24 protein-coding genes and 2 pseudogenes are annotated in these 26,588 nt (G+C 72.0%); 12 read left to right on the forward strand and 14 right to left on the reverse strand.

Going from position 1 to position 26,588, the window contains the following annotated elements:
- The first annotated feature begins 20 nt into the window (after positions 1-20).
- Positions 21-479, forward strand: a complete 459-nt coding sequence (locus ACWCRD_RS01015; protein ID WP_450963846.1) for an ATP-binding protein — start codon at positions 21-23, stop codon at positions 477-479.
- A gap of 53 nt (positions 480-532) precedes the next feature.
- On the opposite strand, the gene ACWCRD_RS01020 is transcribed toward ACWCRD_RS01015, so the two are convergent.
- Positions 533-1,573, reverse strand: coding sequence for a DUF2637 domain-containing protein (locus tag ACWCRD_RS01020; protein WP_450963847.1), 1,041 nt, complete (start codon positions 1,571-1,573; stop codon positions 533-535).
- 302 nt (positions 1,574-1,875) lie between these two features.
- A pseudogene (locus ACWCRD_RS01025) lies at positions 1,876-2,424 on the reverse strand (hypothetical protein).
- 132 nt (positions 2,425-2,556) lie between these two features.
- Between ACWCRD_RS01025 and ACWCRD_RS01030 the strand changes: the two are divergent.
- The gene (locus ACWCRD_RS01030; RefSeq protein ID WP_450963848.1) at positions 2,557-3,393 is read left to right on the forward strand and encodes a GntR family transcriptional regulator; all 837 of its coding nucleotides are present in this window, start codon (positions 2,557-2,559) and stop codon (positions 3,391-3,393) included.
- Between the two features lie 364 nt (positions 3,394-3,757).
- Here ACWCRD_RS01030 and ACWCRD_RS01035 read toward each other — a convergent pair whose 3' ends face one another.
- The 3 genes from ACWCRD_RS01035 to ACWCRD_RS01045 all read right to left on the reverse strand — a co-directional run bounded on the left by ACWCRD_RS01035 (position 3,758) and on the right by ACWCRD_RS01045 (position 6,967).
- A complete protein-coding gene (locus tag ACWCRD_RS01035; protein ID WP_450963849.1) occupies positions 3,758-4,261 on the reverse strand; it encodes a DUF2231 domain-containing protein in 504 nt (167 codons plus the stop codon).
- Positions 4,262-4,333: 72 nt separating this feature from the next.
- Positions 4,334-5,116, reverse strand: a complete 783-nt coding sequence (locus ACWCRD_RS01040) for a hypothetical protein (protein ID WP_450963850.1) — start codon at positions 5,114-5,116, stop codon at positions 4,334-4,336.
- Positions 5,117-5,269: 153 nt separating this feature from the next.
- On the reverse strand, positions 5,270-6,967 hold the full coding sequence (locus tag ACWCRD_RS01045; protein ID WP_450963851.1) for a PucR family transcriptional regulator: 1,698 nt from the start codon (positions 6,965-6,967) through the stop codon (positions 5,270-5,272).
- A 344-nt stretch (positions 6,968-7,311) separates the two neighbouring features.
- Here ACWCRD_RS01045 and ACWCRD_RS01050 point away from each other — a divergent pair, with 344 nt between their 5' ends.
- The 5 genes from ACWCRD_RS01050 (at position 7,312) to ACWCRD_RS01070 (ending at position 13,997) form a co-directional block, all read left to right on the forward strand.
- Positions 7,312-8,202 (forward strand): FAD binding domain-containing protein, encoded by an 891-nt coding sequence (locus ACWCRD_RS01050; protein WP_450963852.1) that lies wholly within the window; start codon positions 7,312-7,314, stop codon positions 8,200-8,202.
- Complete coding sequence (locus tag ACWCRD_RS01055; RefSeq protein WP_450963853.1) at positions 8,202-8,786, forward strand: (2Fe-2S)-binding protein; 585 nt, start codon at positions 8,202-8,204, stop codon at positions 8,784-8,786. The genes ACWCRD_RS01050 and ACWCRD_RS01055 overlap by 1 nt, the downstream gene beginning before the upstream one ends.
- Before the next feature lie 2 nt (positions 8,787-8,788).
- Positions 8,789-11,182 (forward strand): xanthine dehydrogenase family protein molybdopterin-binding subunit, encoded by a 2,394-nt coding sequence (locus ACWCRD_RS01060; protein ID WP_450963854.1) that lies wholly within the window; start codon positions 8,789-8,791, stop codon positions 11,180-11,182.
- Positions 11,183-11,340: 158 nt separating this feature from the next.
- Positions 11,341-12,798 (forward strand): NCS2 family permease, encoded by a 1,458-nt coding sequence (locus tag ACWCRD_RS01065; protein WP_450963855.1) that lies wholly within the window; start codon positions 11,341-11,343, stop codon positions 12,796-12,798.
- A 47-nt stretch (positions 12,799-12,845) separates the two neighbouring features.
- Positions 12,846-13,997: an XdhC family protein gene (locus tag ACWCRD_RS01070; RefSeq protein WP_450963856.1), complete on the forward strand. Its 1,152-nt coding sequence runs from the start codon at positions 12,846-12,848 to the stop codon at positions 13,995-13,997.
- A gap of 16 nt (positions 13,998-14,013) precedes the next feature.
- Here the strand turns inward: ACWCRD_RS01070 and ACWCRD_RS01075 are convergent, their stop codons facing one another.
- Genes ACWCRD_RS01075 through ACWCRD_RS01085 form a run of 3 tightly spaced genes read right to left on the reverse strand, consistent with a single transcriptional unit; the run spans position 14,014 to position 16,349 of the window.
- Positions 14,014-15,276: a lanthionine synthetase LanC family protein gene (locus ACWCRD_RS01075; RefSeq protein ID WP_450963857.1), complete on the reverse strand. Its 1,263-nt coding sequence runs from the start codon at positions 15,274-15,276 to the stop codon at positions 14,014-14,016.
- Between the two features lie 57 nt (positions 15,277-15,333).
- Complete coding sequence (locus tag ACWCRD_RS01080; RefSeq protein ID WP_450963858.1) at positions 15,334-15,909, reverse strand: class I SAM-dependent methyltransferase; 576 nt, start codon at positions 15,907-15,909, stop codon at positions 15,334-15,336.
- Positions 15,909-16,349: an SRPBCC family protein gene (locus ACWCRD_RS01085; protein WP_450963859.1), complete on the reverse strand. Its 441-nt coding sequence runs from the start codon at positions 16,347-16,349 to the stop codon at positions 15,909-15,911. Before ACWCRD_RS01085 ends, ACWCRD_RS01080 begins: the two co-directional genes overlap by 1 nt.
- Positions 16,350-16,534: 185 nt before the next feature.
- On the opposite strand from ACWCRD_RS01085, the gene ACWCRD_RS01090 reads away from it, so the two are divergent.
- Entirely contained in the window at positions 16,535-17,749 is a 1,215-nt protein-coding gene (locus ACWCRD_RS01090; RefSeq protein ID WP_450963860.1) for a cytochrome P450, read from the forward strand.
- Positions 17,750-17,766: 17 nt separating this feature from the next.
- Here ACWCRD_RS01090 and ACWCRD_RS01095 read toward each other — a convergent pair whose 3' ends face one another.
- Positions 17,767-18,111: an Lrp/AsnC family transcriptional regulator gene (locus tag ACWCRD_RS01095; RefSeq protein ID WP_450963861.1), complete on the reverse strand. Its 345-nt coding sequence runs from the start codon at positions 18,109-18,111 to the stop codon at positions 17,767-17,769.
- Positions 18,112-18,163: 52 nt separating this feature from the next.
- Between ACWCRD_RS01095 and ACWCRD_RS01100 the strand changes: the two genes are divergently transcribed.
- Positions 18,164-18,763 (forward strand): histidine phosphatase family protein, encoded by a 600-nt coding sequence (locus ACWCRD_RS01100; RefSeq protein WP_450964347.1) that lies wholly within the window; start codon positions 18,164-18,166, stop codon positions 18,761-18,763.
- A gap of 23 nt (positions 18,764-18,786) precedes the next feature.
- On the opposite strand, the gene ACWCRD_RS01105 is transcribed toward ACWCRD_RS01100, so the two are convergent.
- Together ACWCRD_RS01105 and ACWCRD_RS01110 are read right to left on the reverse strand one after the other, a co-directional pair.
- Positions 18,787-19,416: a thiol:disulfide interchange protein DsbA/DsbL gene (locus ACWCRD_RS01105; protein ID WP_450963862.1), complete on the reverse strand. Its 630-nt coding sequence runs from the start codon at positions 19,414-19,416 to the stop codon at positions 18,787-18,789.
- Positions 19,417-20,035: 619 nt separating this feature from the next.
- Positions 20,036-20,968, reverse strand: a complete 933-nt coding sequence (locus tag ACWCRD_RS01110; protein ID WP_450963863.1) for a LysR family transcriptional regulator — start codon at positions 20,966-20,968, stop codon at positions 20,036-20,038.
- Between the two features lie 100 nt (positions 20,969-21,068).
- On the opposite strand from ACWCRD_RS01110, the pseudogene ACWCRD_RS01115 reads away from it, so the two are divergent.
- Positions 21,069-22,070: pseudogene (locus ACWCRD_RS01115) on the forward strand (NADP-dependent oxidoreductase); the annotation flags it as partial.
- Here the strand turns inward: ACWCRD_RS01115 and uppS are convergent.
- Genes uppS through ACWCRD_RS01130 form a run of 3 tightly spaced genes read right to left on the reverse strand, consistent with a single transcriptional unit; the run spans position 22,026 to position 24,884 of the window.
- Positions 22,026-23,924: a polyprenyl diphosphate synthase gene (uppS, locus tag ACWCRD_RS01120; RefSeq protein ID WP_450963864.1), complete on the reverse strand. Its 1,899-nt coding sequence runs from the start codon at positions 23,922-23,924 to the stop codon at positions 22,026-22,028. The pseudogene ACWCRD_RS01115 and the gene uppS sit on opposite strands and share 45 nt — an antisense overlap.
- A gap of 1 nt (position 23,925) precedes the next feature.
- A complete protein-coding gene (locus ACWCRD_RS01125; protein ID WP_450963865.1) occupies positions 23,926-24,315 on the reverse strand; it encodes a DUF6114 domain-containing protein in 390 nt (129 codons plus the stop codon).
- Positions 24,312-24,884: a DUF6230 family protein gene (locus ACWCRD_RS01130; protein WP_450963866.1), complete on the reverse strand. Its 573-nt coding sequence runs from the start codon at positions 24,882-24,884 to the stop codon at positions 24,312-24,314. The genes ACWCRD_RS01125 and ACWCRD_RS01130 overlap by 4 nt, the downstream gene beginning before the upstream one ends.
- 183 nt (positions 24,885-25,067) lie before the next feature.
- Between ACWCRD_RS01130 and ACWCRD_RS01135 the strand changes: the two genes are divergently transcribed.
- Both ACWCRD_RS01135 and ACWCRD_RS01140 read left to right on the forward strand, forming a co-directional pair.
- A complete protein-coding gene (locus ACWCRD_RS01135; RefSeq protein WP_450963867.1) occupies positions 25,068-25,949 on the forward strand; it encodes an SDR family NAD(P)-dependent oxidoreductase in 882 nt (293 codons plus the stop codon).
- A gap of 62 nt (positions 25,950-26,011) precedes the next feature.
- Positions 26,012-26,584 carry an acetoacetate decarboxylase family protein gene (locus tag ACWCRD_RS01140; protein ID WP_450963868.1) on the forward strand — a complete coding sequence of 191 codons (573 nt, stop codon included), beginning with the start codon at positions 26,012-26,014 and terminating at the stop codon, positions 26,582-26,584.
- The last annotated feature ends 4 nt before the right edge of the window (positions 26,585-26,588 follow it).

Consider the following 26,588-nt stretch of genomic DNA (forward strand, 5'->3'; position numbering starts at 1 on the left):
AGGCACGAGGAGGCGGTCCCATGGCGATCGGGGCCTTCTCGGAGAAGACGGAGGAAAGGACCGACGGCGACGCGGACCAGGCGCAGCCGTCCCAGATACGGAAGCTGCGGCAGAGACTGGGCCGGGCGGACCTGAAGGCGGTGCCCGAGGCACGCCGGGCGCTGCGCGAGCTGCTACGGCAGTGGGGCAGGCCCGGTCGCTCGGAGATAGCGGAGCTGCTCACCAGCGAACTCGTCACCAACGCGCTCATCCACACCGACCACGACGCGGTGCTGACCGCCACCCTCGGGCCCCGTGGACTGCGGGTGGAGGTGAGGGACTTCGTGGGCCGCAGGCCCAGACTGCGCGTACCGAACGCCGACGACGGTACGCACGGCAGAGGCCTGGTCCTGGTGCAGTCCCTCGCGGACACGTGGGGGGTACGGGCGCACGGGGTGGGGAAGGCGGTGTGGTTCGAACTCGACGCCGGAGCGGCATGACACGGGAAGGGGGCGTGACCTTCGGGTCACGCCCCCTTCCCGTGCAGGCCGTTCTAGCCGAACTGCTGCTCGAGGTCCTTGAGCTTGCGCTCCAGGGAGTCGAGGCGCGGCAGGGCCATGGTGTCGTCCTCCGCGGTGAGGTCGACGGTCACCGGTTCAGAGCCGGCCTTGCGGACGGGCTGCAGGGACGGGCGTGAGCGTACGGGCAGCGGTTCCGCGCTGGATATGGCAGGCTCCGCGGAGACCGAAGCGGAGGCTCGCTCCAGGGCCTGGGGCTCCACCTGGCGTCCGCCGCCGCGGCCGATGAACCCGCGGTGACCCCGGCTGATGGCCTTGAGCTGGGCGCGCTCCAGGCGGTCCGCCTCGCGGCGGCGCAGCCGGTTCTCCTCCTTCTGGCGCTTGTCCTCGCGCACCTCGTCGACCGCCTCGTCCAGGCTGCGCACGCCCTCCAGGAGCATCAGCGACCAGGCCTTGTAGGTCTCGCGGGGGGCCCGCAGCCAGCGGACGATACGGATCTGCGGCAGCGGGCGCGGCACCAGGCCCTGCTCGCGCAGCGCGGCCCGGCGGGTCTGCTTCAGGGCGCGGTCGAAGAGGACGGCCGCAGACAGGGACATGCCGGAGAAGAACTGGGGCGCACCGTCGTGGCCGATGCCCCGGGGCGCGTGCACCCAGTTGAACCAGGCCGCGGCGCCCGCGAACGTCCACACGAGTATCCGGGAGCCGAGGGCCGCGTCACCGTGGCTGGCCTCGCGCACCGCGAGCACGGAACAGAACATGGCCGCACCGTCCAGGCCGAACGGCACCAGGTATTCCCAGCCGTTGGTCAGGCCGAGGTTCTGCTGGCCGAAGCCGACCAGGCCGTGGAAGGAGAGGGCGGCGGCGACCGCCGCACAGCAGAACAGCAGGACATAGGAGGCGGTGCCATATATGGCCTCCTTGCGCCGGCGGCGCTCCTCGCTGCGCTCCCACGAGTCGTCCTTCGCGTGCTCCCCGGAGCGCTTGCTGCGCGCGAGCACCGCCACCGCCGCCAGCATGCCCAGGAGCAGTACGGCGCCCGGAAGCAACCAGTCCAGCGATATGTCGGTCAGTCTCATCTGGGGTCCCTTGCATTGGGATAGGGCGTAACGCCCGCCATAGTGGCCCAATCCCACCGGCCCTCAGGGGGTTTCGGGGCAAGAGGCCGCCAAGGAAGTGCAAGGGGATGCCCAGGGCGGCGTTCTGCTCGAACTGCCGCTTGAGGGGCGGGAGTTGAGTTCGAATAAGACTACCCGTACGGATGGTTCCACGGAAAGTTCCTGCGGCAAGTGAGGAAGTTGTGAATTGCCTGTAACCGGGCGGGCGCCTTGTTCGCGCTGATCTTACGGGACGGCCGGCGGCCGCTGCGCCTGAGGGTGCCTCAATTCGCGGCGGCAGCCGACAGCTTGCCGGCCCGGTCCGCGTCGCAGGTGCGCGGACAGGTGGCACAGGTGTCCTCGGGACGCGCGGTGTGGAACATGCGGCAACTCACCCGGTCCCGGGTGGGCGGGGACTTACCGGCCGGGCCGACGAGTGCCCGGAAGGCCGCAGACCCGGCGTACGGCCCCGAGGGAGAGCCCGGGGGCGGTCCGGTCGTACGAGACGTTCCCCACGGGCAGGCGGGGCACCCGGCGCAGCAGGAACCACGGCACGGTGATCAGCGGACAGGCGGGCCCTGCGTACCGGTGCAGCCCGAAGCTCGCGACGACCTCGGGCTGTGCGCCCACTCGGTAGTCGCCCAGCACCTGTGCGTCGTCCTGTGCCAGAAATGTGTCGAGATCGACGCCGCCCTCCGCGAGCGAGGCGGCGAAGACCCGTCCGCCGTCCTTCGGGATCTGCTCGTCGACGCCCGTCTCCATGATGGCCGGCCGGGGAAGGCCCTGTTCAGGCGGGCGTGGGCGGCGCTGAGTGCCGGGTGGGGCGCAGGCATGGAAGGGCCACCGATCCATGACGGATACATGACGGCCAACAAGGTAAGGCTATCCTTACCTAAACTGAATGGGATTTGAACTGGTGACAACTGCGCCTAAGGTGCTTGACGGGCGAGTAACAACCCGCCGTAATGACCCCAAGTACCGACACGTCCGGAGGAGGACCCGTGCAGCAGAGCACCCACGGCTCCGCCGACACGGGGGTTCGTGAGACCCGGACCGGTGGGGTGCCCCGGGTGCCGCCGCAGCCCAGGGCCCAGGACGTGGACCGGGAGCGGGGCGTCGAGGCGGGGGCCACGCGGGGCGAGCACACGCACAGTGAACCGCCCATTCCCCGGCCCCGCCTGGTCCAGCGGGCCTCCGTGCGCGGGCAGATCCTCGACGCGCTGCGCACCGCGCTGGTCGCGGGCGAGCTGACGCCGGGCGAGGTGTACTCGGCGCCCGCACTGGGGGAGCGGTTCGGGGTCTCCGCGACGCCGGTGCGCGAGGCCATGCAGCAGTTGGCGTTGGAGGGCGCCGTCGAGGTCGTCCCCAACCGTGGCTTCCGGGTGGTCGAGCGGGGTGCCCGTGAACTGGCCGAGCTGGCCGAGGTCCGCGCACTGATCGAGATCCCCGTGATGCTCCGTCTGGCCCGCACGGTGCCCGCCGAGCGCTGGACCGCACTGCGCCCCCTCGCCGAGGCGACCCTCCGCGCCGCGGCCTCCGGCTGCCGCGCGACCTACGCCGAGTCCGACCGGACCTTCCACCGCGCCGTGTTCGCCCTGGCCGGCAACGAACAACTGGTCCAGATCGCCGACGACCTCCACCGCCGGGCCCAGTGGCCCCTGGTCGGCAGCCCGTCCTCCCGCGGCCACGCCGCACTCCTGGCGGACGCGACCGAACACACCACCCTGCTGGACGCACTGATCGCGCGGGACCTCGACGTGGTGCGGGCACTGGTGGCGGAACACTTCGCGGGAGCGTCCTGAGCGGTGCGGGACGCATGATCCGTGCGGAGTCCCCACTGGTCGGACCGCTGGGGTGTCCTGCCGTGGGGCCGAGGGAAGCCGGTGGTCGCTGATCGGGGTGGGGCTGGCTGTGGTGCGCGGGCTGGTGCTTGGGGGGCCTCGACGGCCTCGTGCTCGAACGCCGGACGGTGGAGAGTGGCGCAGCCCCGGCCGACGCGGTCCGTCGCGTCGGAAAGGACGGACAGCTGCACGCTCTGCTTGGCGGGGCGCAGGCTCATGCGGGGGCTGCGCGGGGGAACGCTCCGAGGGCTGTGGCGCTCATGGGCCGTGCGGGGGTTCCCGCCGACTGGAACCCCCGCACGTCCCGTCAGGGCGCCGACCGGGGTCAGCCGTTCCCCTCGGCCGATCCGGTCGCCGTCTTCGAGTAGCCGTCCTGCCAGGCTGCCTTCGCGCCGGAGTCGCCGATGCGGTAGACGTCGACGACTGCGCCCGCGGCCACCGCGACGGACAGTGCGGCGGCGGCGATCCGGATGACCGAGCCGGAACGGGTGCCGTCCTGCTGCGACGGTGACCGGCGGGTCGTCCACCACACCGCCGCCGCCAGCACGAACAGGCCCAACGCCCAGGGGAGCAGCCCGTCGCCGAGTTCCGCGTGCCGCCGTACCAGGGCGCTGCTGCCCACGTGCTTCTCCAGCCACTCCCCGGCCCCCGTGGTCAGCGGCACGCTCGCCAGGGTGACCAGGGCCAGCGCCGGCAGCACCAGGCCCAGGCGGCGGGCGGCCGGCGGCCACACGGCGCACACGACCAGGGCCAGGGCCGTCAGCGGTACGAGTACCACGACGAAATGGACCAGCAGGACATGTGCGGGCAAGCCGTTGACGAGGCTCATCGGGCGCTCCTCCAAGGGGGTTGGGCGCGCCACCCTGGCACAACAACCTCTCAGGTTCCTCTCAGCGGGCTCTCACGCCGTGGCCGCCCCCGCCGCAGGCGGCGACAGCTGCCGCGCCAGCCATGTCGGCACACCCCCGAGCAACTGGAACAACCGCCGCGCCTCCTCCCGCAGCCGCGAGGCCTCGGGCTCCGCCTCCGCATCCGCGAGGGACGCCAGCGCCGGCGCCGTACCGACGAGATACCCCAGCTCCTCACGGATCCGCAGCGACTCGGCGAACCCGTGCCGCGCCTCCGCCAACTCCCCCTCCCGCAGCGCGAGTCCCGCCAGATGCCGCCAGGTGAAGGACAGCAGCAGGAGATCGCCGTGCGCGGTCGCCCCCGCATGGGCGCGCCGGAACGCGGCCCGCGCCGCCTGGGGCGCGTCGGCGAGGTTCTGCGCCACCAGCCCCCGCCGGAAGTCCAGCAGGGCCCGCCCCGCCGCCCCCGGAGGGATCAGCGCCGCCGTCCGCCCGAGCGCGGCGCGCGCCTCGTCGGCCCGGTCCCGGACCCCCAGCAGCGTCGCGGCGTACGCCAAGTACCCGCGTTCACAAGCCGCCGCGCCCCGCTCGTCGTCGGTGTGGGCCAGCGCCTCGGCCGTACGCAGCGCGTCCTCGGCGTCCTCCCAGCCCTGTTCGGTGTACAGACACCGTTCGACCAGCAGCGCGGCCCGCTGCAGCGCCGCGTCCGCGGTGCGGGGCTCGAGCAGGGCCGCCGCGTCGGCCCAGCAGGCGCGTGAGCGCAGCCGCCATACCGCGGTCTGGAGGGGATCGTCACCGGCGGTCGTTCCGTTACCAGACATGGCGGTATGCGCCACGTTGCCCTCCCCGAGCACGCCATCGAGCTATGAGTGGTGGCGGCATCTCAGCACGAATCGCGGCGCCCGGCCAAGGGGGTGGGTGAAGGATTTCACAAAGTCGTGGGACAGCGACGGCACTTGGTGCCACTCCGGTGGCATGCCCGGGTGACCTCAGCTCATGCGCAACGCCAGGAAGAAATCCAGCTTGTCCTCCAGTCGCGACAGGTCACGGCTCGTCAACTGCTCGATCCGCCCGACCCGGTAGCGCAGCGTGTTGACGTGCAGGTGCAGCCGGGTCGCGCAGCGCGTCCAGGAGCCGTCGCAGTCGAGGAACGCCTCCAGGGTGGGGATCAGCTCGGCGCGGTGCCGGCGGTCGTAGTCCCGCAGCGGATCCAGCAGTCGCGCGGTGAACGCGCGCCGCACGTCGTCCGGGACGAACGGCAGCAGCAGGACGTGCGAGGCCAGCTCCTGGTGGCCCGCCGCGCACACCCGCCCGGGCCGCGCCGCCGCCACCCGCCGGGCGTGCCGCGCCTCCTCCAGCGCCCCGCGCAGCCCCTCCGCCGAGTGCACGGCCGCGCTGACGCCCAGCGTGACCTGCCCGTCGCCGTCCAGACCGGCCGACAGCGGGTCCCGTACGGACTCCAGGAGCGCATCCGCGTGGATGCCGGACTCCGAGCCGTCGTGCTCCGTGGAGACGGCCGGCAGCGGTACGAGGGCGATCGCCTCGTCGCCCGTGTGGGCCACGGCGATGCGGTCGGAGGGCTCCGGGCCCGTGGCGAGCGGGTCGACGAGGATCTCCTCCAGGAGCGACTGGGCGACCGGCCCCGCCTCGATGTCGCCGCCCTCCCACTCGACCCGGGCCACCACCACCTGCCAGTGCGGGGCGGCCCCCAGTCCGGGCAGCAGCACCGGGGCGGCCACCCGCAGCCGGGCGGCGATCTCGGCGGGCGCGGCACCCGTCTGCACCAGCTCCAGGACCTCCTGCGCCAGCCGTCTGCGCACCGTGCGCGCCGCGTCCCGGCGGTCCCGCTCGACCGAGATCAGCTGGGTGACGCCCTGGAGCAGGTCCAGCCGTTCCGCGGGCCAGTCCCCGGCGTCCGCCTCGACGGCCAGCAGCCAGTCCGACAGGACCGTCTCGCGCACATCCCGGGAGGCCTGCGCGGAGCGCCCGCCCCCGGCCGCCGCCCGGTGCCCCGAGCTGCGGATCGGGAAGAGGCTGTAGGTGGCGGCACCGAGCGTCACCCGGTGCGGTCCGCGCCGGCCCGTGCGGGCGGCGGCGAGATGCCCGGCGGCCAGCCCGGCGCAGGTCTCGGCGGGCAGCCCGGGTCCGGCGACCTTCGGGCCCGCGATCAGCCGACCGGTGGGGGACAGCACCCAGGCCCGCAGGTCCAGGTCGGAGCCGAGCAGGTCGAGGACCACGTCCGGGCCGCCGCCCGCCGGACCGGAGGTCATCATCCGCCGGTGCCGGTCCACGACCGCCGCGAGGTCCCCGGCGCGCTCCCCGGAGACCTGCCGTACGACGTGCTCGGTGATCGTCGCGAACGCCACCGACTCGTGCACCGCGAACAGCGGCAGGCGGTGCCGGGCGCAGGCCACCACCAGGTCGTCCGGGATGTCCCCGAGCTCCGCCTCGCCGGCGGCCAGCGCGACCACCCCGGCCTGCGCCAGGATCCGTACGAACGCCTCGGAGTCGTCGGCGTCGCGGCGCCAGGCCAGACCCGTGAGGACCAGTTCCCCGCCCGAGAGGTAGCGGCTGGGATCCCTGAGGTCGGTGGTCATCACACCGCGCACGGTGCGGTCCAGCTCGTCCTCGCCGCCGAGCAGCCGCAGGCCCAGCGCGTCGGTGTCCAGCAGTGCGCGCAGCCGCATTCTCGTCGCCGCCGTTCTTTGTCTCGAAATCTACGATGAGTGGTGAGGATGGTCGGTGGGAGGAGCCCGGCGACCGGTGCGCACGGCGCATCCTTTGATTGCCAGGCTGTTTCCTGCGTTTCTACAGGAAAACGAAGAGGTTACTGATGACCTCCGTTCATACGAATCTACAAGATGCCCGGCCTGGCCAGCCAACTCCTTCATGGTTTCCGTGACTGACCTGGGTGGAGCACCGCGCTGTGTACTGGCTCCACTCCGCGTAAACAGCACATGAACAAGCCGGGCCCGCCGCACCAGATCTGGCTTGATCCGTACGACTCACGAGACGAAGAAGAGAGCCGGTCATGGACTTCCTTCGCCCCGCCAGCTGGGAGGAGGCGCTCGCCGCCAAGGCTGAGCACCCCACCGCTGTGCCCATTGCGGGCGGCACCGATGTGATGGTCGAGATCAACTTCGACCACCGCCGGCCCGAGTACCTGCTCGACCTGAACCGCATCGGCGACCTCTACGAGTGGGAGGTCGGCGACGACACCGTGCGGCTGGGTGCCTCCGTCCCGTACTCGAAGATTATGGAGAGCCTCCGCGCCGAGCTGCCGGGCCTCGCCCTCGCCTCGCACACGGTCGCCTCCCCGCAGATCCGCAACCGCGGCGGCGTCGGCGGCAACCTCGGCACCGCCTCCCCGGCCGGCGACGCCCACCCCGCGCTGCTCGCGGCGGGCGCCGAGGTCGAGGTCGAGTCGGTGCGCGGCTCCCGGCTGATCCCCATCGACGAGTTCTACACCGGCGTGAAGCGCAACGCGCTCGCCGCCGACGAGCTCATCAAGCGCGTGCACATCAAGAAGGCCGACGGCCCGCAGCAGTACTCCAAGGTCGGCACGCGCAACGCGATGGTCATCGCCGTGTGCGCCTTCGGCCTCGCACTTCATCCCGAGACGCGGACCGTGCGTACGGGCATCGGTTCGGCCGCTCCCACGCCCGTCCGGGCGAAGGCCGCGGAGGAGTTCCTGAACGCGGCGCTCGAAGAGGGCGGCTTCTGGGACAACGGAAAGATCATCACCCCGTCGGTCGCCAAGCAGTTCGCGGAGCTGTGCTCCGGCGCCTGCAACCCGATCGACGACGTCCGGGGCACGGCGAGCTACCGCCGGCACGCGGTGGGCGTCATGGCGCGCCGCACGCTGACCTGGACCTGGGAGTCGTACCGCGGCACCGCCGCCCACTCGGAGGGAGTCGCCTGATGCGCGTCAACTTCACTGTCAACGGACGTCCGCAGGAAGCCGACGACGTCTGGGAGGGCGAGTCCCTGCTCTACGTCCTGCGTGAGCGCCTCGGGCTTCCCGGTTCCAAGAACGCCTGCGAGCAGGGCGAGTGCGGGTCCTGCACGGTCCGCCTGGACGGCGTGCCCGTGTGTGCCTGCCTGGTGGCCGCCGGTCAGGTCGAGGGCCGCGAGGTCGTGACTGTCGAGGGCCTGGCGGACTTCGCCAAGCAGCGTGCGGAGCACGGCGGTTGTGCGAGCGGTGCCTGTGGTACGTCGCTTCAGGACGCCCAGCAGTGGGGCGCGAAGGGCCAGGACTCGCAGACCGGCGAGGGCACCGAACTCTCCCCGATCCAGCAGGCGTTCATCGACGCCGGCGCCGTCCAGTGCGGCTTCTGCACCCCGGGTCTGCTGGTCGCCGCCGACGAGATGCTCGAGCGCAACCCGAACCCGACCGACGCGGACATCCGCGAGGCCCTGTCGGGCAACCTGTGCCGCTGCACGGGCTACGAGAAGATCATGGACGCGGTCCGTCTGGCGGCCGCCCGGCAGGGAGAGGCGGTCTGACGATGCCCAGCAACAGTGCTCCGATCGGCACTCCCACCAAGGTCACCCAGGGGTCGAAGACCAAGGGCGGCATCGGGGAGTCCACGCTCCGCCCGGACGGCACCCTCAAGGTCACCGGCGAGTTCGCGTACTCGTCCGACATGTGGCACGAGGACATGCTCTGGGGCCAGATCCTGCGCTCCACCGTCGCGCACGCCGAGATCGTCTCGATCGACACCAGCGAGGCGCTGAAGACACCGGGCGTCTACGCCGTCATGACGTACGACGACCTGCCGACCGAGGTGAAGAACTACGGCCTGGAGATCCAGGACACCCCGGTCCTCGCGCACGGCAAGGTACGCCACCACGGCGAGCCGGTCGCCATCGTCGCCGCCGACCACCCGGAGACCGCGCGCCGCGCCGCCGCCAAGATCAAGGTCGACTACCGCGAGCTCCCGGTCATCACCGACGAGGCCTCCGCGACCGCGCCGGACGCGATCCTCATCCACGAGAACCGCGACGACCACCACATCGGCCACGTCCCGCACCCCAACATCGTGCACCGTCAGCCGATCGTGCGCGGCAACGCCGAAGAAGCCGCCAAGAAGGCCGACTTCATCGTCCGGGGCGAGTACACCTTCGGCATGCAGGACCAGGCCTTCCTCGGTCCCGAGTCCGGACTCGCGGTCCCCTCCGAGGACGGCGGCGTCGACCTGTACATCGCCACCCAGTGGCTCCACTCGGACCTGCGCCAGATCGCCCCGGTCCTCGGCCTGCCCGAGGACAAGGTCCGGATGACCCTCGCCGGCGTCGGCGGCGCCTTCGGCGGCCGCGAGGACCTGTCGATGCAGATCCACGCCTGCCTGCTCGCGCTGCGCACCGGCAAGCCCGTCAAGATCGTCTACAACCGCTTCGAGTCCTTCTTCGGGCACGTCCACCGTCACCCCGCCAAGCTCTACTACGAGCACGGGGCGACCAAGGACGGCAAGCTCACCCACATGAAGTGCCGGATCGTCCTGGACGGCGGCGCCTACGCCTCCGCCTCCCCGGCCGTCGTCGGCAACGCCTCCTCGCTGAGCGTCGGCCCGTACGTCATCGACGACGTCGACATCGAGGCCATCGCCCTCTACACCAACAACCCGCCCTGCGGCGCCATGCGCGGCTTCGGCGCGGTCCAGGCGTGCTTCGCCTACGAGGCGCAGATGGACAAGCTCGCCGACAAGGTGGGCATGGACCGGGTGGAGTTCCGTCAGCTCAACGCGATGGAGCAGGGCACGATCATGCCGACCGGGCAGCCGGTCGACTCCCCGGCCCCGGTCGCCGAACTGCTGCGCCGCGTCAAGGCGATGCCGATGCCGCCGGAGCGCCAGTGGGAGTCCAGCGAGGGCTCCGACGTACGGCAGCTGCCCGGCGGTCTGTCCAACACCACCCACGGCGAGGGCGTCGTACGCGGGGTCGGCTATGCGGTCGGCATCAAGAACGTCGGCTTCTCCGAGGGCTTCGACGACTACTCCACCGCCAAGGTCCGCATGGAGGTCGTCGGCGGCGAGCCGGTCGCCACCGTGCACACGGCGATGGCGGAGGTCGGCCAGGGCGGTGTCACCGTCCATGCGCAGATCGCCCGTACCGAGCTGGGCGTCGCGCAGGTGACCATCCAGCCGGCGGACACGCAGGTCGGTTCGGCCGGCTCGACGTCCGCCTCGCGGCAGACGTACGTCACCGGTGGCGCCGTCAAGAACTCCTGCGAGCTGGTGCGCGAGAAGGTCCTGGCAATCGGCCGCCGCAAGTTCGGCACGTACCACCCGGCCTGGGCGACGGCGGAGCTGCTCCTGGAGGGCGGCAAGGTCGTCACCGACGGTGGCGAGGTCCTCGCCGACCTGGCCGACGTGCTGGAGGGCGAGACCGTCGAGGTCGAGGCCGAGTGGCGGCACCGCCCCACCGAGGCCTTCGACCTGCGCACCGGCCAGGGCAACGGCCATGTCCAGTACTCCTTCGCCGCGCACCGCGCCGTCGTCGAGGTCGACACCGAGCTCGGCCTGGTCAAGGTCATCGAGCTGGCCTGCGCACAGGACGTCGGCAAGGCGCTCAACCCGCTGTCCGTCCTCGGCCAGATCCAGGGCGGCACCCTCCAGGGCATGGGCATCGCGGTGATGGAGGAGATCATCGTCGATCCCAAGACGGCGAAGGTCAGGAACCCGTCCTTCACCGACTACCTGCTCCCGACCATCCTCGACACGCCGATCATCCCGGTCGACGTGCTCGAACTCGCCGACGACCACGCCCCGTACGGGCTGCGGGGCATCGGCGAGGCACCCACCCTGTCCTCGACTCCGGCCGTCCTCGCGGCGATCCGGAACGCGACCGGGCTGGAGCTCAACCGCACGCCGGTACGTCCGGAGCACCTCACCGGAACGTGACCCTCCGGGGGCTGAGCAGGCTTTCTCCGGGGGGACTTCGTCCCCCCGGACCCCCAACTGTTCGTCTCGGGCCGTCCCCCGGGTCGTGCACATCCCAAAACCCGTGATCCGCCGAAGGCAAACCGCGGGTGCCCCTATGAACCTTGGGAGACGGCACCATGGCCCAGCAGTCAGTGGAGCCAAGGACCACCGCCGAAGACGCAGGTGAAGGAACCCGCGTCCCGGCCGGCAGGTCCTGGCTCGACCGGTACTTTCACATATCCAAGCGAGGATCCACCGTCGCGCGCGAGGTGCGCGGCGGCATCACCACCTTCATGGCGATGGCGTACATCCTCCTGCTCAACCCCCTGATCCTGTCCGGCAAGGACGTGGCGGGGGACACGCTCAGCCAGAAGGCACTCATCACCGCGACCGCGTTCGCGGCGGCCTTCACCACGCTGCTGATGGGCTTCTTCGGCAAGGTGCCGCTCGCCCTCGCCGCCGGCCTCTCCGTCTCCGGTGTGCTCTCGTCGCAGGTCGCGCCCCACATGACCTGGCCCCAGGCCATGGGCATGTGCGTGATGTACGGCGTGGTCATCATGCTGCTGGTCGTCACCGGCCTGCGCGAGATGATCATGAATGCGATTCCGCTCGCGCTCAAGCACGCCATCACCATGGGCATCGGCCTGTTCGTCGCCCTGATCGGCCTGGTCAAGGCGGGCTTCGTGCACCAGGGCAAGGCGACTCCGGTGTCGCTGGGCCCGACGGGTGAACTCGCGGGCTGGCCCGTCCTGTTGTTCGCAGCCACCCTCCTCGTCATCTTCATGCTCCAGGCGCGTGCCGTCCCCGGCGCGATCCTGATCGGCATCGTCGGCGGCACCGTGGTCGCCGTACTGCTCAACGCACTGGGTGTCATCGACCCCAAGCAGTGGGCGAGCGGCGCTCCCGAGCTGCACGGCAGCGCGGTGTCCATGCCGGACTTCTCGATCTTCGGGAAGGTGGAGTTCGGCGGCTGGGGCAGCGTCGGCGCGATGACGGTCGGCATGATCGTGTTCACGCTCGTCCTCGCCGGCTTCTTCGACGCCATGGCCACCATCATCGGCGTCGGCACCGAGGCCAAGCTGGCCGACGAGCAGGGCCGGATGCCGGGCCTGTCCAAGGCGCTGTTCATCGACGGCGCGGGCGGCGCGATCGGCGGCGTCGCGGGCGCCTCCGGCCAGACCGTGTTCGTCGAGTCCGCGACCGGAGTCGGCGAAGGCGCCCGTACGGGCCTGTCCTCCGTCGTCACCGGCCTGTTCTTCGCGGCCTGTCTCTTCTTCACCCCGCTGACGGCGATCGTCCCCGGCGAGGTCGCGGCCGCGGCCCTGGTGGTCATCGGCGCCATGATGATGATGAACGCCCGCCATGTGGACTGGGCCGACCGCGCCACCGCCATCCCGGTCTTCCTGACCGTGGTGATCATGCCGTTCACGTACTCCATCACGGCGGGCGTCGCGGCCGGAGTCATCTCCTACGTCGCCATCAAGCTCGCCCAGGGCAAGGTGCGGGAGATCGGTGCGTTCATGTGGGGCCTGACGGTCGTCTTCCTGGTGTACTTCGCCCTCAATCCGATCGAGAGCTGGATGGGCGTCCACTAGACGCCCTTGAAAGGCCCTCCGCACCAACCCCGTTAGGAGACCGAGAGATGCTGGACATCGCCGAGGAGCTCAACCGGTGGGTCGAGCAGGGACGTGACTTCGCCGTGGCCACCGTGGTGGCCGTCGGCGGCAGCGCACCCCGCCAGCCGGGTGCCGCCCTCGCGGTGGACGCCGACGGCACGGCGATCGGCTCGGTCTCCGGCGGCTGTGTGGAGGGCGCCGTGTACGACCTGTGCCGACAGGCGCTGGAGGACGGCGAAACCGTCCTGGAGCGCTTCGGGTACAGCGACGAGGACGCCTTCGCAGTCGGCCTGACCTGCGGCGGCATCATCGACATCCTCGTCACGCCGGTACGGGCCGGTGATCCCGCCCGCCCGGTGGTCGCGTCCGCGCTGGCCGCCGCCGCCCGTGGGGAGGCGGCGGCGGTGGCGCGGATCGTGTCGGGACCGGCCGAACTGCAGGGCCGGGCCCTCGTGGTGCGGCCCGACGGCTCGTACGAGGGCGGCTTCGGCGCCCACCCGGAACTGGACCGCACGGTGGCCGGGGAGGCGGCGGCCTTCCTGGACGCCGGGCGGACCGGCACCCTGGAGATCGGTGAGCAGGGCTCACGCTGCGGAGCCCCGCTCACGGTCCTGGTGGAGTCCTCCGTCCCTGCGCCCCGGATGATCGTGTTCGGCGCCATCGACTTCGCGTCCGCGCTGGTGCGGATCGGCAAGTTCCTGAACTACCACGTGACGGTGTGCGACGCGCGCCCCGTCTTCGCGACGAGGACCCGCTTCCCGGAGGCCGACGAGATCGTCGTCGAGTGGCCCCACAAGTACCTCGAACGGACCTCCGTGGACGCCCGCACCGTCCTGTGCGTCCTCACCCACGACGCCAAGTTCGACATCCCGCTGCTGCAGCTGGCGTTGCGCCTCCCGGTGGCCTACGTCGGCGCGATGGGCTCCCGCCGCACCCACCTCGACCGCAACGAACGCCTTCGCCAGGTCGGCGTCACCGAGCTGGAGCTGGCCCGTCTCCGCTCCCCGATCGGCCTGGATCTCGGTGCCCGCACCCCTGAGGAGACGGCCCTGTCGATCGCCTCCGAGATCGTCGCCAACCGACGCGGCGGCAGCGGGGTTTCACTCACCGGGGCACACACACCGATCCACCGCGACACGGCGTCGGTGCCGGCAGGGCGGATCGGCTCGGTGGCCTGAGCGGCATGCGACGGCCTCAGCCCGCCCGGCGCACAGCGGGCTGGTCCGGCCAGCCGAAGGCGTACGTCGGGTCGCCGCCGCGGCAGATCCGTACGAAGCGCAGCAGTTCCCGCACGATGCCCGCGTTGCCCATCGCCCAGCCGGTGCGCGGTTCGAGGACGCTCGGGGTGGCCCGGTGCTCGACGTTCGACCAGCGTGTGCCGTCGCGGTCCCGGGTCGCCCGGGCGGCGAGGTCCGCGACGAGGACATGGGCGAAGCCGTCGCCGTCGTCCTGCTCGGCCATCCGGTCGCAGGCCAGGGCGAGCACACCGGCCGTACCGCAGCAGCGTCCGTTGTTGTCCCAGAAGCCGGGGCGCAGCCGCTCGGGAATCCCGGAACCGGTCACGGTGTGCCAGCAGCGGTCCGCGAGGGACGCCCAGGCCGGGTCGGCGGTGACGTCCCGCAACAGCCGGAAGACCTGGGCGTCGCCGGCCGGGCCGTGGCACCACCCGTAACTGATGCGCTGCACCACGTCGGGGCGGTACAGCGGGTCCGAGTGCGGGACCAGGAAGCCGTCCGGGGCGGCCTCGTCGCGGGACACGACGTCCGCGGCACCCGCCAGCGCCGCCTCCACGAAGTCCGCGCGGTCGGCCGCCCGGCCCACCCGGGCCAGTGCGGCGACGATGCCGAGGGTGCCGTGCGAGATGTGGTGCAGGCGCGACGGGACGTCCGGACGGTGCGCCCACTGCACGCCCGCCGGGGTCTTCTCGGCCGTACGCAGATAGGGCTCAAGGGCGAGTACGGCCAACTCGGCATCGCCCAGCTCCGCAGCGCCGAGCCCGATCCCCGCGTTGCCGCCCATCAGCTCGAACAGCTTGCCCCAGCGGGTCCCGTCGAAGCGCGACCGCACCAGGTGCAGGGCTCGGTCCGCGGCGGCTTCGGCAGTACTGTCGCCGAGCTCGTCGTGGACGGCCCGCAGCGCGAGGGCGATTCCGGTGCGGCCGAAGTACAGGGAGTCGTCGTCGACGTCGGTGACGGCCGCGGCCAGGCTGCGGGCCGCGCGCAGGGCGGCCTCGCCGTAGGAGTCGTCCCCGAAGTGCCGGTGCGCCTCCAGCAGGACCGGCACCACACCCGCCGTACCGCCGTAGAATGCCGGGTCGAGTTCGTCGTCCGAGCAGACGGCCGTCCAGCCGAGGCCGCCGCGTTCCGTCTCCCGTGCCGACGCGAGCAGCCACCGCAGGCCCTCCGCCGCGAGCTCCTCGACCTCGTCCCCCAGCACCGTGGCTTCACCTTCCTTCATGGCGCCCACTGTTGCATGATCAGCACCGCCCGCCCAGATCGCACCGCAGGTCACCGGTCAGTCGGCCGGTGCCCGCAGCACGAAGACGCGCAGTACGCCAGGCTCCAGGTCGTACCAGTGCCCCCTGCCCCAGCCGCCGAGGAGCCCGCCGACCTCGGCCGCCGTCAGCCCGATGCGCCGGCGGTCCTCGGGCAGCCACTGAGCCAGAGATGTCGTCACCACCCACGCCCCGCCGGGCGCCAGCAGCCCGCGCACGCGCTCGGCGGCCGCCTCCTTGTCCGCCATGAACGCGAAGACGAGCCGCATCGTGACCAGGTCGAAGGCCGCACGCGGCAGGCGCGCCGTCGCGTCCTCGAAGTCCAGCCGGGCGACCTCCAGCCGAGGCTCCAGGTCCGCGTACCGGTCCCGCGTCGCCGCCACCGCCGCATCTGCCCAGTCGACGGCCGACGTGCGGTAGCCGAGGCCGGCGAGTGCGGCGGCGTATGTGCCCAGGCCGCAGCCGACGTCCAGGGCCCGGGCCCCGCGGCGGGGTCGTAGCGCCTCGCCGAGCAGGCGTATCTCGCGGGCGCCGGGGCGGTGGAAGCCGTTGCCCGCCGCGAAGTGGTGCTCCCAGTGGCCGCGGCCGGCGGGCATCACGGCATCCTGAGGAGGCGGTTCGCCGCTCGCCCGAAGACGTACCGGGCCGCCCGCAGCAGGAGGGGGTCGAAGAAGCCCGGCAGCAGCCGGACCCCGAGCTCCTCCCGCCAGATCACCCGGCTGCGGCCCCCGGGACCCGGCAACACCTCGATCTCCGCCCACCCCGTCACCACCCGGCCCCGCTTCTCCAGCCGGCACCGACCGGGCGTGTCGTCCGTCGGCGGCTGCCACACCGTGACCTCCATCCGGTCGTCGAAGGCGAGCGGCCCGAGTCCCGAACGGGCCACGACGACCGTGCCCTCGCGGGTCGGCGGGGGAGTGGTCACCGTGACGCGGGTCAGCGGGACCACTTCGCCGTGCCGGGGCCACTCGGTCAGGCGGCGCCACGCCTCGTCGAGGGGGAGGGGTGCCGTGCGTTGGACGAGGAAGTTGACCACGTGCCGAATCGTAGGGAATCCGGGCTGCTCAGCGGGCCGTTCATCCGCACGTCACGCACTCGGCCCAGCGGCGCGAGTGCCACCCCCGGGCCGAGCAGGCAGCACGGAAGCCCTCTACCGCACTCGCACACCCGTACGGCACGATGAGCCCCACCCCGCACCACCGCCGGCCGGGAGGGTGTCCCGTGGACCGTGAACTGCACAGCAGGCTCGACGAGTTGCAGCGCGACCCCTACCCGCACTACGAACGGGCGCGAGGTGCAGAGGGCCTGACCTACGTCGGCGAGCTCGACGCCTGGCTGGTCGCCCGGGACGCCGACGTACGGGAAGTCCTGCGCCGGCCCCAGGACTTCTCGTCCGCGAAGGCGCTGACTCCCGATGTGCTGCCCGGGCCCGCCGCGCTCGCCGTCCTCGGCGGTGGGTTCGGCGGGCGGCCCGTCGTCGTCACCGCCGACGGCACGGACCACCAGCGGTTACGGGCGCCGATCGTCCGCGCGCTGTCACCGGCGCGCGTCGCGGCCGTACTGCCCCATGTCGCCGAGCGAGCCGCCGCCCTGGTGGACGGGTTCGTGAAGGACGGGCACGTCGAGCTGATGTCGGCGTACGCCGGGAAGCTCCCCGGCGAGGTCATCGGCCGTATCGTCGGCCTCGACCCCGCCGACGTGCCCGCCGTCGTGCACGGCGGCCATCGCGCCGAGGAACTCCTGTTCCGCCCCCTGGCGGAGGAGGAGCAGATCGCCGCGGCCGAGGACGTGGTCGCGATGCAGCACATCCTCGACCGGTACGCACGGGAGCGGCACGCCGCGCCCCGCGAGGACCTGTGCACGGAACTCGTCACATCGGTCGTCGGCGAGGGCGAGCTCACCCTGGAACACCGTCACGAACTCGTCGCCCATCTCCAGAACCTGCTGATCGCCGGGCATCTGACGACGACCGCACTCATCGGCACGACCGTCCTGCACCTGCTCCGGCACCCCCGCCAGTGGGAGCTGCTGTGCGCCGAACCCGAGAGGATCCCGGCGGCCGTCGAGGAGGCCGCCCGCCATGACACCGCCCTGCAGGGGTTCCGCCGTGTCACCACCGGCCCGGTCACCCTCGCCGGTACCGAACTCCCGCCCGGCGCCACGTTGTTCGTGGCCTTCGGCGCGGCCAACCGGGACCCCTCCCGGCACCCCCGCCCCGACGAGTTCGACATCACCCGCCCGCCGCAGCGCCACCTCGCCTTCGGCCTCGGCGTGCACGGCTGCCCCGGCTCCCAGCTGGCCCGCGAGCAACTCCGCCTCACCCTGGAGGAGTTGACCCGCAGGCTGCCGGGACTGCGACTGGCGGACGACTGTCCGGTCACCATGCGGCCGACGATGATCCACCGGTCACCGGAGAGCCTGCACCTCACCTGGTGACGCGCGGCCGTGTCCGCTCAGCGAGTGACCGGGTCCGAGGGCGACGGCAGCGGATCCAGCACCTGGTTGGTCAGATGCTGGTAGATGATCATGGTGCGGAAGCTCATAATCTCACGGCGTTCGGTGAACCGGTCGAGCAGGAACGCATGCAGGTGCTCGATGTCCTGGGCCGTGACATGCACCAGGAAGTCGTCGCTGCCCGCCATCGTGTACACGGACAGGACCTCGGGCAGGCGGGACACCGACCGCTCGAACTCCGCCACCACCTCACGGCTCAGCGGCCGGACCGTGGCCGCCACCATCGCCTGCACACTCCGGTTCAGCGCCGGCAGCGCGACCTCGGCGTGATAGCCGCGGATCACGCCGCGCTGCCGCAGCAGCCAGGCCTCCTTCGGCGCGCAGGACTACGACGCGCTGCCGGCACTCGGCCGCGAACAGGGCACCGCCGTCGGCCGGGAACTGGCCCGCCGCGGCCTGCGCGACCCGCAGGTCGTCTCCGGCACGCTGAACCGCCGGCGCGACACCGCCAGGCTCCTCGCCGACGCGGCCCGTTTCGACAAGCCCTCACCCGAGGATCCGCGCTGGAACGAGTACGACCAAACCGCCCTGATGTCCCGCTGCCCCCAGCATCCGGGGTCCGACGACCGGGCGGACTCCCGCGTGGTGCAGGTGGTCCTCGACCACGCCCTGGGACGGTGGATCGAGGACACCGCCGAGGCCGGCCCCACCGGCTGGACGGCGTTCACGGGCGGCGCGACCGCGGCGCTGGCCGAGTTGACCGCGTCCCTCGGGCAGGGCCGCGACGCGGTCGTGGTCACCTCGGGCGGCGTCCTCGCCGCGCTCTGCGGCACCCTGCTGTCGCTGCCGGCCGCCTCGGTGGTCGCCCTCAACCGCGTCGTCCTGAACGCCTCCGTCACCACCCTCGTCGTGGGAGGCTCCGGGACCAGCCTCCTCACCTTCAACGACCACGCCCACTTCACGGGCGACGGCCGCCCACTGCTCACCTACCGCTGAGATCCCGCCTGCCGGACCGTTGCTCAGTGACGTGCCGCAGTGCGGTAGAGGTGGTCCAGCACCGAGATGGTCTTGGCCGCGCTGCCCAGCAGCATCGGCGTGGTGCGGTAGCGGCCGGCCACGACCACGGTGGGCATCTCGTTCACCTGGTAGCGCTCACGCAGTGCGGGGGCGGCCTTGACCGCGTCGTCGACCTCCTTCGACGTGTACGCGTGCCGTACCGCCGCCACGTCGAGCCCCTGCCTGACCGCCCACCGCACGACGTTCCGCTCGGTGGTCAGGTCCTTGCCCTCGTCCCGTACGGCCTGGAAGACCGGGATCGCCTCCTTCTCCGCGAGGCCGAGCCGGTCCAGCGTGTAGTACAGGCGGGCGTAGGCGACCATGTCGGGCTGGTCCTCCCAGGTGGCCGGGATCCGCACCACCTTCACCGGGGGGCTCTGCCGTGCCGCCCAGTCCTCCAGCGGCTTCTCGAGCTCGTAGGAGTGCGGGCAGTCGTACCAGAACAGCTCCGCCACCTCCCGCGCGGGCACACCACTGACCGGGTGCTTGAGACGGAAGTACTCCGTCCCCTCCTTCGGCTCACCGGAGGCGGCGCCGAGCAGGCAGGTCAGGACGGTCGACAGCGCGAACAAGCGCATGATCTTCTTCCTCATGGCGGACACCATGGCGCTCTGCGTCTCGGCGCACCCCGCTGACACACGCAATGTCCCTCGTTCGGACCGCCCGAGTGCCCGGAACTCGGGCTGCACGCCTTCGCGGACGCCACCGGCTCGGTCGGACTGGGCACCTCCGACCAGGACCGGGCCGCCCTCGTCCCCCTCGTCGAGGTCACCGCCACCGGCCACGGACGCCTGTGGTCGGGCGAGCGCTTCATCGAGACGGCCATCGGCCACCGCCTGGCCTACCGCGGCCACGAGTCGGCAAAGGACGCAAGCCGCGAGCTACGACGATCCGGCTGGCCGACCCGGTGACCGAACTGGCCGCCGACGTCGTTCTGGAGGCGGCATCACCGACGCCGACGGCGGCCCCGAGGGCCTGACCCTGCACTGGGCCGACAACGACCGGCTCGCCGAATGCCGCCGACGGCAGGCCGCCTTCCGCGACCAGGTCGTCCCGCTCGGCCGGTCCGGCTCGAACCACGGACACGAGGGGCGCGGCTGCTTCGAGCGCTCCTCGCAGGGCAGTTGGTCCACCGGCCGTAATCTCCCCGTCGGCGCGCTCACCGACCGGGACGGTCGCTCCTGGCTGTGTCAGATCGAGTCCAGTGCGGCCTCAGGTCGGCGCGGCTGTCGGCAAGGTTCCCGCAACCGGTCGCAGATGAACGGGGGTGGCTCGCAATTCCCTCACGCAGGCGCGCACGACGGCGGATCCGGCCAGTTCGGTGGTGGTGACGTAGCCGACCCGGCGTGTCGGACGCTGGGGGCCGAGATCGGCGATGCCGACCGTGTCCGGTGCTCCGACCAGCGAGAGCGCGGGCATGATCGCCATTCCGTGGCCTCCGCTCACCAAGGAGAGCACCGCTCCGTCGTCCTCGGCCTCGACGGTCGCCTTCGGAATCCAGTCCTGTGCGGCCCACCAGTCGCGGGTGTACGAGCCGCAGTTCTCGGCCCAGTCGACCAGCGGCAGCGAACGCGGGGCGGCGTGTCCGGCCGCGTGCACCAGGGCGTACGGCTCCTCGAAGAGCCCGCTCGCGACCAGACCCGGCGGCAGCGGCACGGAGCCGCCCAGCGTGGCGATGGCGAGGTCGGCCTTCCCGTCGGCGACTTCACCCGCGGTGCCGCGCCCCACCTCGCGCACGATCCGCACCCGCGGCTCGATCCCGGGATGCCGGGCACGCAGCCGCTCGAGGACGGGCGGCAGCAGATGCAGAGCCGCACTGCGGAAGGCCGCGATCCGCAGCGGCCCCTCCGCCGCATCCGACCGGGCCGCACCGCGGGCCTCGGCGGTCAGGACGTCCAGCAGCCGCAGGATACGGCGGGCGTGCGCCACGGCCTTGTCTCCGGCGGGGGTGGGGCGGGCGCCGCTGCGGCCGCGGTCGAAGAGCACGGCACCGATCTTCCGCTCGCTGCCGCGCACCGAGTGGGAGACCGCGGACTGCGTCAGACCGAGTGCCCGGGCCGCGGCCGAGAAGCCACCGGTGTCCGCGACCGCCACCAGGACGCGCAGTTCGTGCGGGGCGAGATCGGAGTCGGTCGTGCGGGCCACGGGGCGCTCACCTCCACGTATGAGAACTGCTCATGGAACGGGCCGTCGCATGAGCCCAACCGGCTGCCCGCCAGGCGCATTCCCGCCCTACGGTCCGGTCATGAACGAGACCGCGCTCACCGTGCACCAGACCGCCCGCCCGCACGGCTTCCCCACCGCCGAGCACTTCGCTTTCGTGGAGTCCGCGCTTCCCGAGCCCACCCCCGGCAGCGCACTGGTGGAGAACCTCTACTGGTCCGTCGACCCCTATCACCGCGAGATGATGGACGACGTGCCCGGCGGCTTCGCGCTTCACGCACCGCTGGAGGGCCGCGCCGTCGGGCGGGTCATCGCCTCGCGCACGCCCCGGCTGGCCGAGGGCGAGATCGTGTTCCACCGGCAGGGTTGGCGCACCCACGCGGTGGTCACGCCGGAGGAGATCCGGCGGCTGCCCCGCTTCGACGGCGTGCCCCTGACCGCGTACCTGAGCATCCTCGGTGGCACCGGCCTGACCGCCTATGTGGGCCTGACCCGGATCGCGCGGCTGAAGGAGGGTGAGGACCTGTTCGTGTCGGCCGCGGCGGGCGGGGTCGGCACCGCGACCGGACGGTTCGCCCGCCTGCTCGGCGCCGGACGGCTCGTGGGCAGCGCGGGCTCGCCCGCGAAGGCCGGCCACCTCGTGCGGGAGGTCGGCTACGACGCCGCCTTCGACTACCACGACGGGCCCGCCGCCGACCTGCTCGCCAAGGCCGCACCGGACGGCATCGACGTCTTCGTCGACAACGTCGGCGGCGAGCAACTGACCGCCGCCGTAGGGGCGTTGCGCGAGTTCGGGCGCATCGTCCGCATCGGCACGATCAGCCAGTACAACACCCCCGACGCGCCGCCACCGCGCTTCGACTACGCGGACATCGTGGAGAAGAGCCTGCGCATGGAGGGATTCCTGGTCAGCAACTACCGCGAACTCCAGGAGGAGTTGTACGAGTTCGCGGTACCGCATCTGCGGAGCGGCCGGCTCGCTCTGGACGAGACGGTGGTCGACGGGTTCGAACACATCGTGGACGCCTTCCTGGGAATGCTACGGGGCCGCAACACCGGCAAGATCATCGTGCGGGCGGGTGCGGATCCGGGGGACGGTGCCGTAGCGGCGGGTGCGGTGTGCGAACTGTTCGATCGCCCGCCACAGGTCGCGACGGTCCATGTCGGGCCAGCAGGTGTCGAGGAAGAGCAGTTCGGCGTAGGTGGCCTGCCAGGGCAGGAAGTTGGAGGTGCGCTGGTCTCCACCGGTGCGCAGGAGCAGATCGACGTCGGGTAGTTCGGGGACGTGCAGATAGCGGGCGAAGGCGTGCTCGGAGACCGCGGCCGGGTCGATTCTTCCGGCGGCGGCCTCGTGGGCGAGCTGCGCCGCGGCGGCGGTGATCTCGGCGCGGCCGCCGTAGTTCACACAGGCCGTCACGGTCAGCCCGCTGCAGTCGCGGGTCGTCTGCTCGGCCTCGACGAGGGTGTCGATGACGTCTGCGGGCAGCCGGGACCGCTGTCCGGCCCATCGCACGCGCACGTTCAGCGGGCGGCTGTCGTCCAACAGCCGGCGCAGGAGCCGCGGGATCTCGTACATCAGCGAGTGCAGTTCGTCGGCGGGGCGTTTCCAGTTCTCGGTGGAGAACACGTACACGCTCAGGTACTCGAGGCCGATTTCCAGGGCACCGTGAACGACGTCGATCAGAGCGTCGGCGCCGGCGCGGTGGCCGTCGGTTCGGGGCAGGCCGCGGGCAGTGGCCCAGCGGCCGTTGCCGTCCATCACGATCGCGACGTGGCGTGGCATCGCCCGGGCGGGCACCTCGGGTGGGCGGGCGCCGGACGGATGAGGCGTCGGCGCGATGACCGGCCGCTGCCGGGCGGCAGCTGGTCTCCTCTCTTCGACCGGCCCCACGGCCGGGCTGGTCGGCAGTGGCGCGGAGGCGGCCGCCGAGCCGGTCACGACGGTGAAGGGGTACAGGCTGCAGGCCAGCGCGGCGCGTGCGCGGGCGGGCGGCAGCAGCCGCAGACGGGCGGCCCGGGGCAGCGTGGGCCTGCGGTGCAGCAGCGCGGCGGGATCGCGGGCGAGGGTGGCCAGCCGTAGCCGGTACAGGTCGGTGTAGGCGCCCAGTGCGAGGCCGACGGCCGGGTGCAGCACGGGCGGGACAGGGGTGCGGTCGAACCAGCCGCGGGCCCGGTCCGCCAGATCCCGCACCATGCGTTCGTAGGCCGGGGTGCCGCGCCGCTTCAGCAGATCCGCGCGCCGCACGCCGGCTTCGTCCAAGGCCTCCTGGGGCAGCGGAACATGGCCGCGACCAAGGTCGTCAGCGAGGTCGACGAGCGCGTCGGTGAGGTAGACGGCCTCGACGGCGGTCTGCCAGGCCGCGGCCGCGCCCGGTACCGCGGTGGCCAGGGCTTCGGGTTCGCCGGGCAGGCCCGCGGCCCGCAACAGCAACGAGCCGGTCCGCAGCACGAGCGGGGTGTTGACGAAGCCGTTGTAACGCCTCCATTCACCCCAGGTGTCGAAGTGCCGGCCGTGGACGTCCTGGCGCAGTTCCTCGAACAGGGTGTGCAGGAACTCCGGCGGCAGGTTCCAGGTCAGCATGGTGTCGATCAGGGCAAGCCGGACCGGGTCGGTGCCGGTGCCCTCCCGCAGGTCCGCGTCGAACGCCGCGATCCATGCCTCCAGCCGCTCGGCCCGTCCCACGCCGGCGGCAGCCTCGTCGGTCTCGGTGCCGACCGTGTCGACCAGGTCGTCGACGGCTCTTACGGCGCCGTACAGCGCCCAGACGGCGAGCCGCAGCGGCGGGGGCAGCAACAGCGAGACGGCGTACTCGATCTCCCCGGTGGAGCGGGTGGCGCGCCGGCACATGGCGTACCCGTGGCGCAGGGCGGGATCGTGCACCCCGCCGCGGCGGTAGACGGATCCCCAACGGGCCCGCGGCATGGCGGACGGGCTCATCTCACGCCTCCTCTTCCTCGGCGGCGGGCTGCTGCGGGACCCAGGCCAGGGCCAGAGCGCTGCCCACGGCGGTGAGCAGGAAGCCGAGCAGGAGGCCGCCTAGGTTGGCGGCCATCAGGCTGACCAGGGACAGGACGGCGGACAGAACTCCGGCGAAGTAGCGCAGCGGCGGGTTGTGCCAGGTCGTCAGCCCGGCCACGGCGAACAACGCACCCAGGGTCCACGACGCCGCGCCCGCGGTGCCGGTGAACCGCAGGAACCCCAGGCCGCTCCAGGAGACGCAGATCATCTCCAGCCCGCCCAGAGCCAGCAACAGCCCCGCGGCGAACGGGCGGCCGCCTCGCCATTCCCGCCACCTCGACCATCGGTGAGTGACGACTGCGGCGGTCACCGGTGCCCCTCCCGCGTGCAGCCGCCCTCGCCCTGGCGCAGGTCGATGGTGACTCCACTGGCTGTGATCGTCCCGGCGGTGAAGGCCCGCGGCTCGGTGCTGACCTCGCGGCCGCTGACCTTGCGCGCGCCGATGCTGAACAGACCCGAGGGCCGGGTCAGGGACACCTGCGGGGTGCTGAACTCGGCGCCGGAGACGGACACGGATCGCGCGGTGGCTTTGCCCGCCTCCACCGTCAAGCCGGTGGCGGAGGCCCGGTCGATGTGGACGACTGCCGTCACTGCTCCGACGAGGGGCAGTCGAGCGGTGGACGTGACGCAGGCGTCCTCCACACGGGCGTGTTCCAGCCGTGTCGCCAGGGCCGGCAGCAGCCCGCCACGGCCGGATCCCGCCGGGGAGGCCGTCAGGTCGGAGCCGGAGACCCGCGCAGCGTGCACGGTGACCGGTACCTGGCCCGCGAAGGCCACCGCTACGGCACCTTGTGCGCTTCCGGCCAGCAGGGCGGTGCCGCCGACGGACAAGGGCACAAGAGCCAGGGCGAATCGGAGCTTGCTCGTGCGCCCCGTCATTCTGGTCGGACGATCGACATTTCTGATCACGTCCTGCCCCAACGACCATGGCGCGACCAGGTGGCGCCCATCGGATTGATCGGACCATCACACGGGGCGCGGCTTCGTCGTCCCCGCAACAACACTTGGCTGCTTTTCTTCTTTCCTTCGGTGACGGACCGGAACCGGCATCGTTGGAAGGACGTGCAGGGAGGAAAGGGCAACTGGCGCCCCGTACGCAGGCCGCGCGAAGCAGGCGCCGTCACCGGTCCGTCACCGGTCGCCGTCGTCACCGGAGCAGCACGCGGGGTGGGGCGCGCCATCGCCGGGCGGCTCGCCCGCGACGGCTACCGGCTCGTGCTCGGCGACGTCGACGGACAGCGGCTGCACCGAGCCGCGGCCGGACTCGGGCGAGAACATGCCCTGGTGGAGGCGGACATAGCCCGCGCGGAGGCTGCTGAGCAACTCGCCCAAGCAGCCGAGGCCCGCTTCGGGCGGCTCGACGTGTGGGTGAACAACGCCGGGGTCGTGCCCCTGGGGCGGCTGGACGCTCAGGAAGCCGGTCCGCTGACCTATGCCTGCCAGGTCAACCTCACCGGAACCGTGCACGGTTGCCGCGCCGCCGCGCTGCGGATGCGCCCCCAGGGGAGCGGGCACATCGTGAACATCGCCAGCGTGCTCGCCGTCAAGCCACTGCCCGGCTTCGCGGCCTACAGCGCGACCAAGGCCGGCGTGCTGGCCCTCTCCCGGAGTCTGCACCGCGAACTGCGCGTCGACGGCATCCACGTCACCGCACTGCTGCCGTACATGGTGCACACCGCTGCCGCAGCCGGTATTCGCCCCCGCGTTCTGCCCGCCCTGGGGCCCGAGCAGGTGGCCGACGCGGTGGCCGGCGTCCTTCAACGGCCCCGCCCGCAGGTGTTCGTACCGCGCGCGGCACGGCTGCTGTCGCTCACCGCCCTGCTGCCCCAGTGGGCCGAGGACATGGTCGACGCGCTGCTGGGCACGGATGCCATCGCCCGGGACGCAGACGCTGCCGCCCGCGGCCCGTACGAGACCGAACTCCGAGACCGAGGGACGAGATGACGCCGGCACCGCACGGAATTCCCCCCTCTCCGTGGCACCTGACCGGCGACATGATCAGCTCGGTGTGGCAGGTACCCCAGGCCGAGCTGCCGTCCTGGCCGCTCCCGAGCGGGGTCCGGCCGTGGGTGGCCCGCAAGCGCTGCACGCTGGTCACCTTCTGGGTCGACTACCAGCCCGGCGGCGTCCTCGCCTACCGGGAGTTCCTCATCACCCTGGCCGTCTGGCACCGGCGCCGCCCGGCCGCCAGCACGGTCGCCGCCTGGGTCGACAACGAACAGGCCCTGGTCGGCGGACGCACCCTGTGGGGAATCCCCAAACAGATGGGCACCATCACGCTGGAAAGGGAAGCGGACAGCACCCGCTCCGAACTGACCGGCACCGGGACCACGGCTGCGGTGCGCGCCGTGCACCGTGACATGCTCCGTCTGCCCTTTCGCCTGCCGGCCCGCGCCCATCTGGTCCAGGAGTTGCCTGACGGAACCACCTGCCGTGTCCCCTTGCGCATCCAGGGCCGACCGACGGTGGGCCGCACCCAGGTGGAAACCGCGCCGGCACCCGCCCTGTCCTTCCTCGCCAACCGCCGACCCCTGCTGTCGCTGGCCATCCGGGGCTTTCACGGCACGGTCGGGTACTAGTAAG

Source organism: Streptomyces sp. NPDC002092 (genome assembly GCF_053593775.1).

Bases quoted from the DNA above. Each gene is read 5' to 3' on its own strand.
- ACWCRD_RS01015 (WP_450963846.1), top strand. From the start codon at position 21: ATGGCGATCGGGGCCTTCTCGGAGAAGACGGAGGAAAGGACCGACGGC.
- ACWCRD_RS01020 (WP_450963847.1), bottom strand. From the start codon at position 1,573: ATGAGACTGACCGACATATCGCTGGACTGGTTGCTTCCGGGCGCCGTA.
- ACWCRD_RS01030 (WP_450963848.1), top strand. From the start codon at position 2,557: ATGACCCCAAGTACCGACACGTCCGGAGGAGGACCCGTGCAGCAGAGC.
- ACWCRD_RS01035 (WP_450963849.1), bottom strand. From the start codon at position 4,261: ATGAGCCTCGTCAACGGCTTGCCCGCACATGTCCTGCTGGTCCATTTC.
- ACWCRD_RS01045 (WP_450963851.1), bottom strand. From the start codon at position 6,967: ATGCGGCTGCGCGCACTGCTGGACACCGACGCGCTGGGCCTGCGGCTG.
- ACWCRD_RS01050 (WP_450963852.1), top strand. From the start codon at position 7,312: ATGGACTTCCTTCGCCCCGCCAGCTGGGAGGAGGCGCTCGCCGCCAAG.
- ACWCRD_RS01055 (WP_450963853.1), top strand. From the start codon at position 8,202: ATGCGCGTCAACTTCACTGTCAACGGACGTCCGCAGGAAGCCGACGAC.
- ACWCRD_RS01060 (WP_450963854.1), top strand. From the start codon at position 8,789: ATGCCCAGCAACAGTGCTCCGATCGGCACTCCCACCAAGGTCACCCAG.
- ACWCRD_RS01065 (WP_450963855.1), top strand. From the start codon at position 11,341: ATGGCCCAGCAGTCAGTGGAGCCAAGGACCACCGCCGAAGACGCAGGT.
- ACWCRD_RS01070 (WP_450963856.1), top strand. From the start codon at position 12,846: ATGCTGGACATCGCCGAGGAGCTCAACCGGTGGGTCGAGCAGGGACGT.
- ACWCRD_RS01075 (WP_450963857.1), bottom strand. From the start codon at position 15,276: ATGAAGGAAGGTGAAGCCACGGTGCTGGGGGACGAGGTCGAGGAGCTC.
- ACWCRD_RS01080 (WP_450963858.1), bottom strand. From the start codon at position 15,909: ATGCCCGCCGGCCGCGGCCACTGGGAGCACCACTTCGCGGCGGGCAAC.
- ACWCRD_RS01105 (WP_450963862.1), bottom strand. From the start codon at position 19,416: ATGAGGAAGAAGATCATGCGCTTGTTCGCGCTGTCGACCGTCCTGACC.
- uppS (WP_450963864.1), bottom strand. From the start codon at position 23,924: ATGAGCCCGTCCGCCATGCCGCGGGCCCGTTGGGGATCCGTCTACCGC.
- ACWCRD_RS01130 (WP_450963866.1), bottom strand. From the start codon at position 24,884: ATGACGGGGCGCACGAGCAAGCTCCGATTCGCCCTGGCTCTTGTGCCC.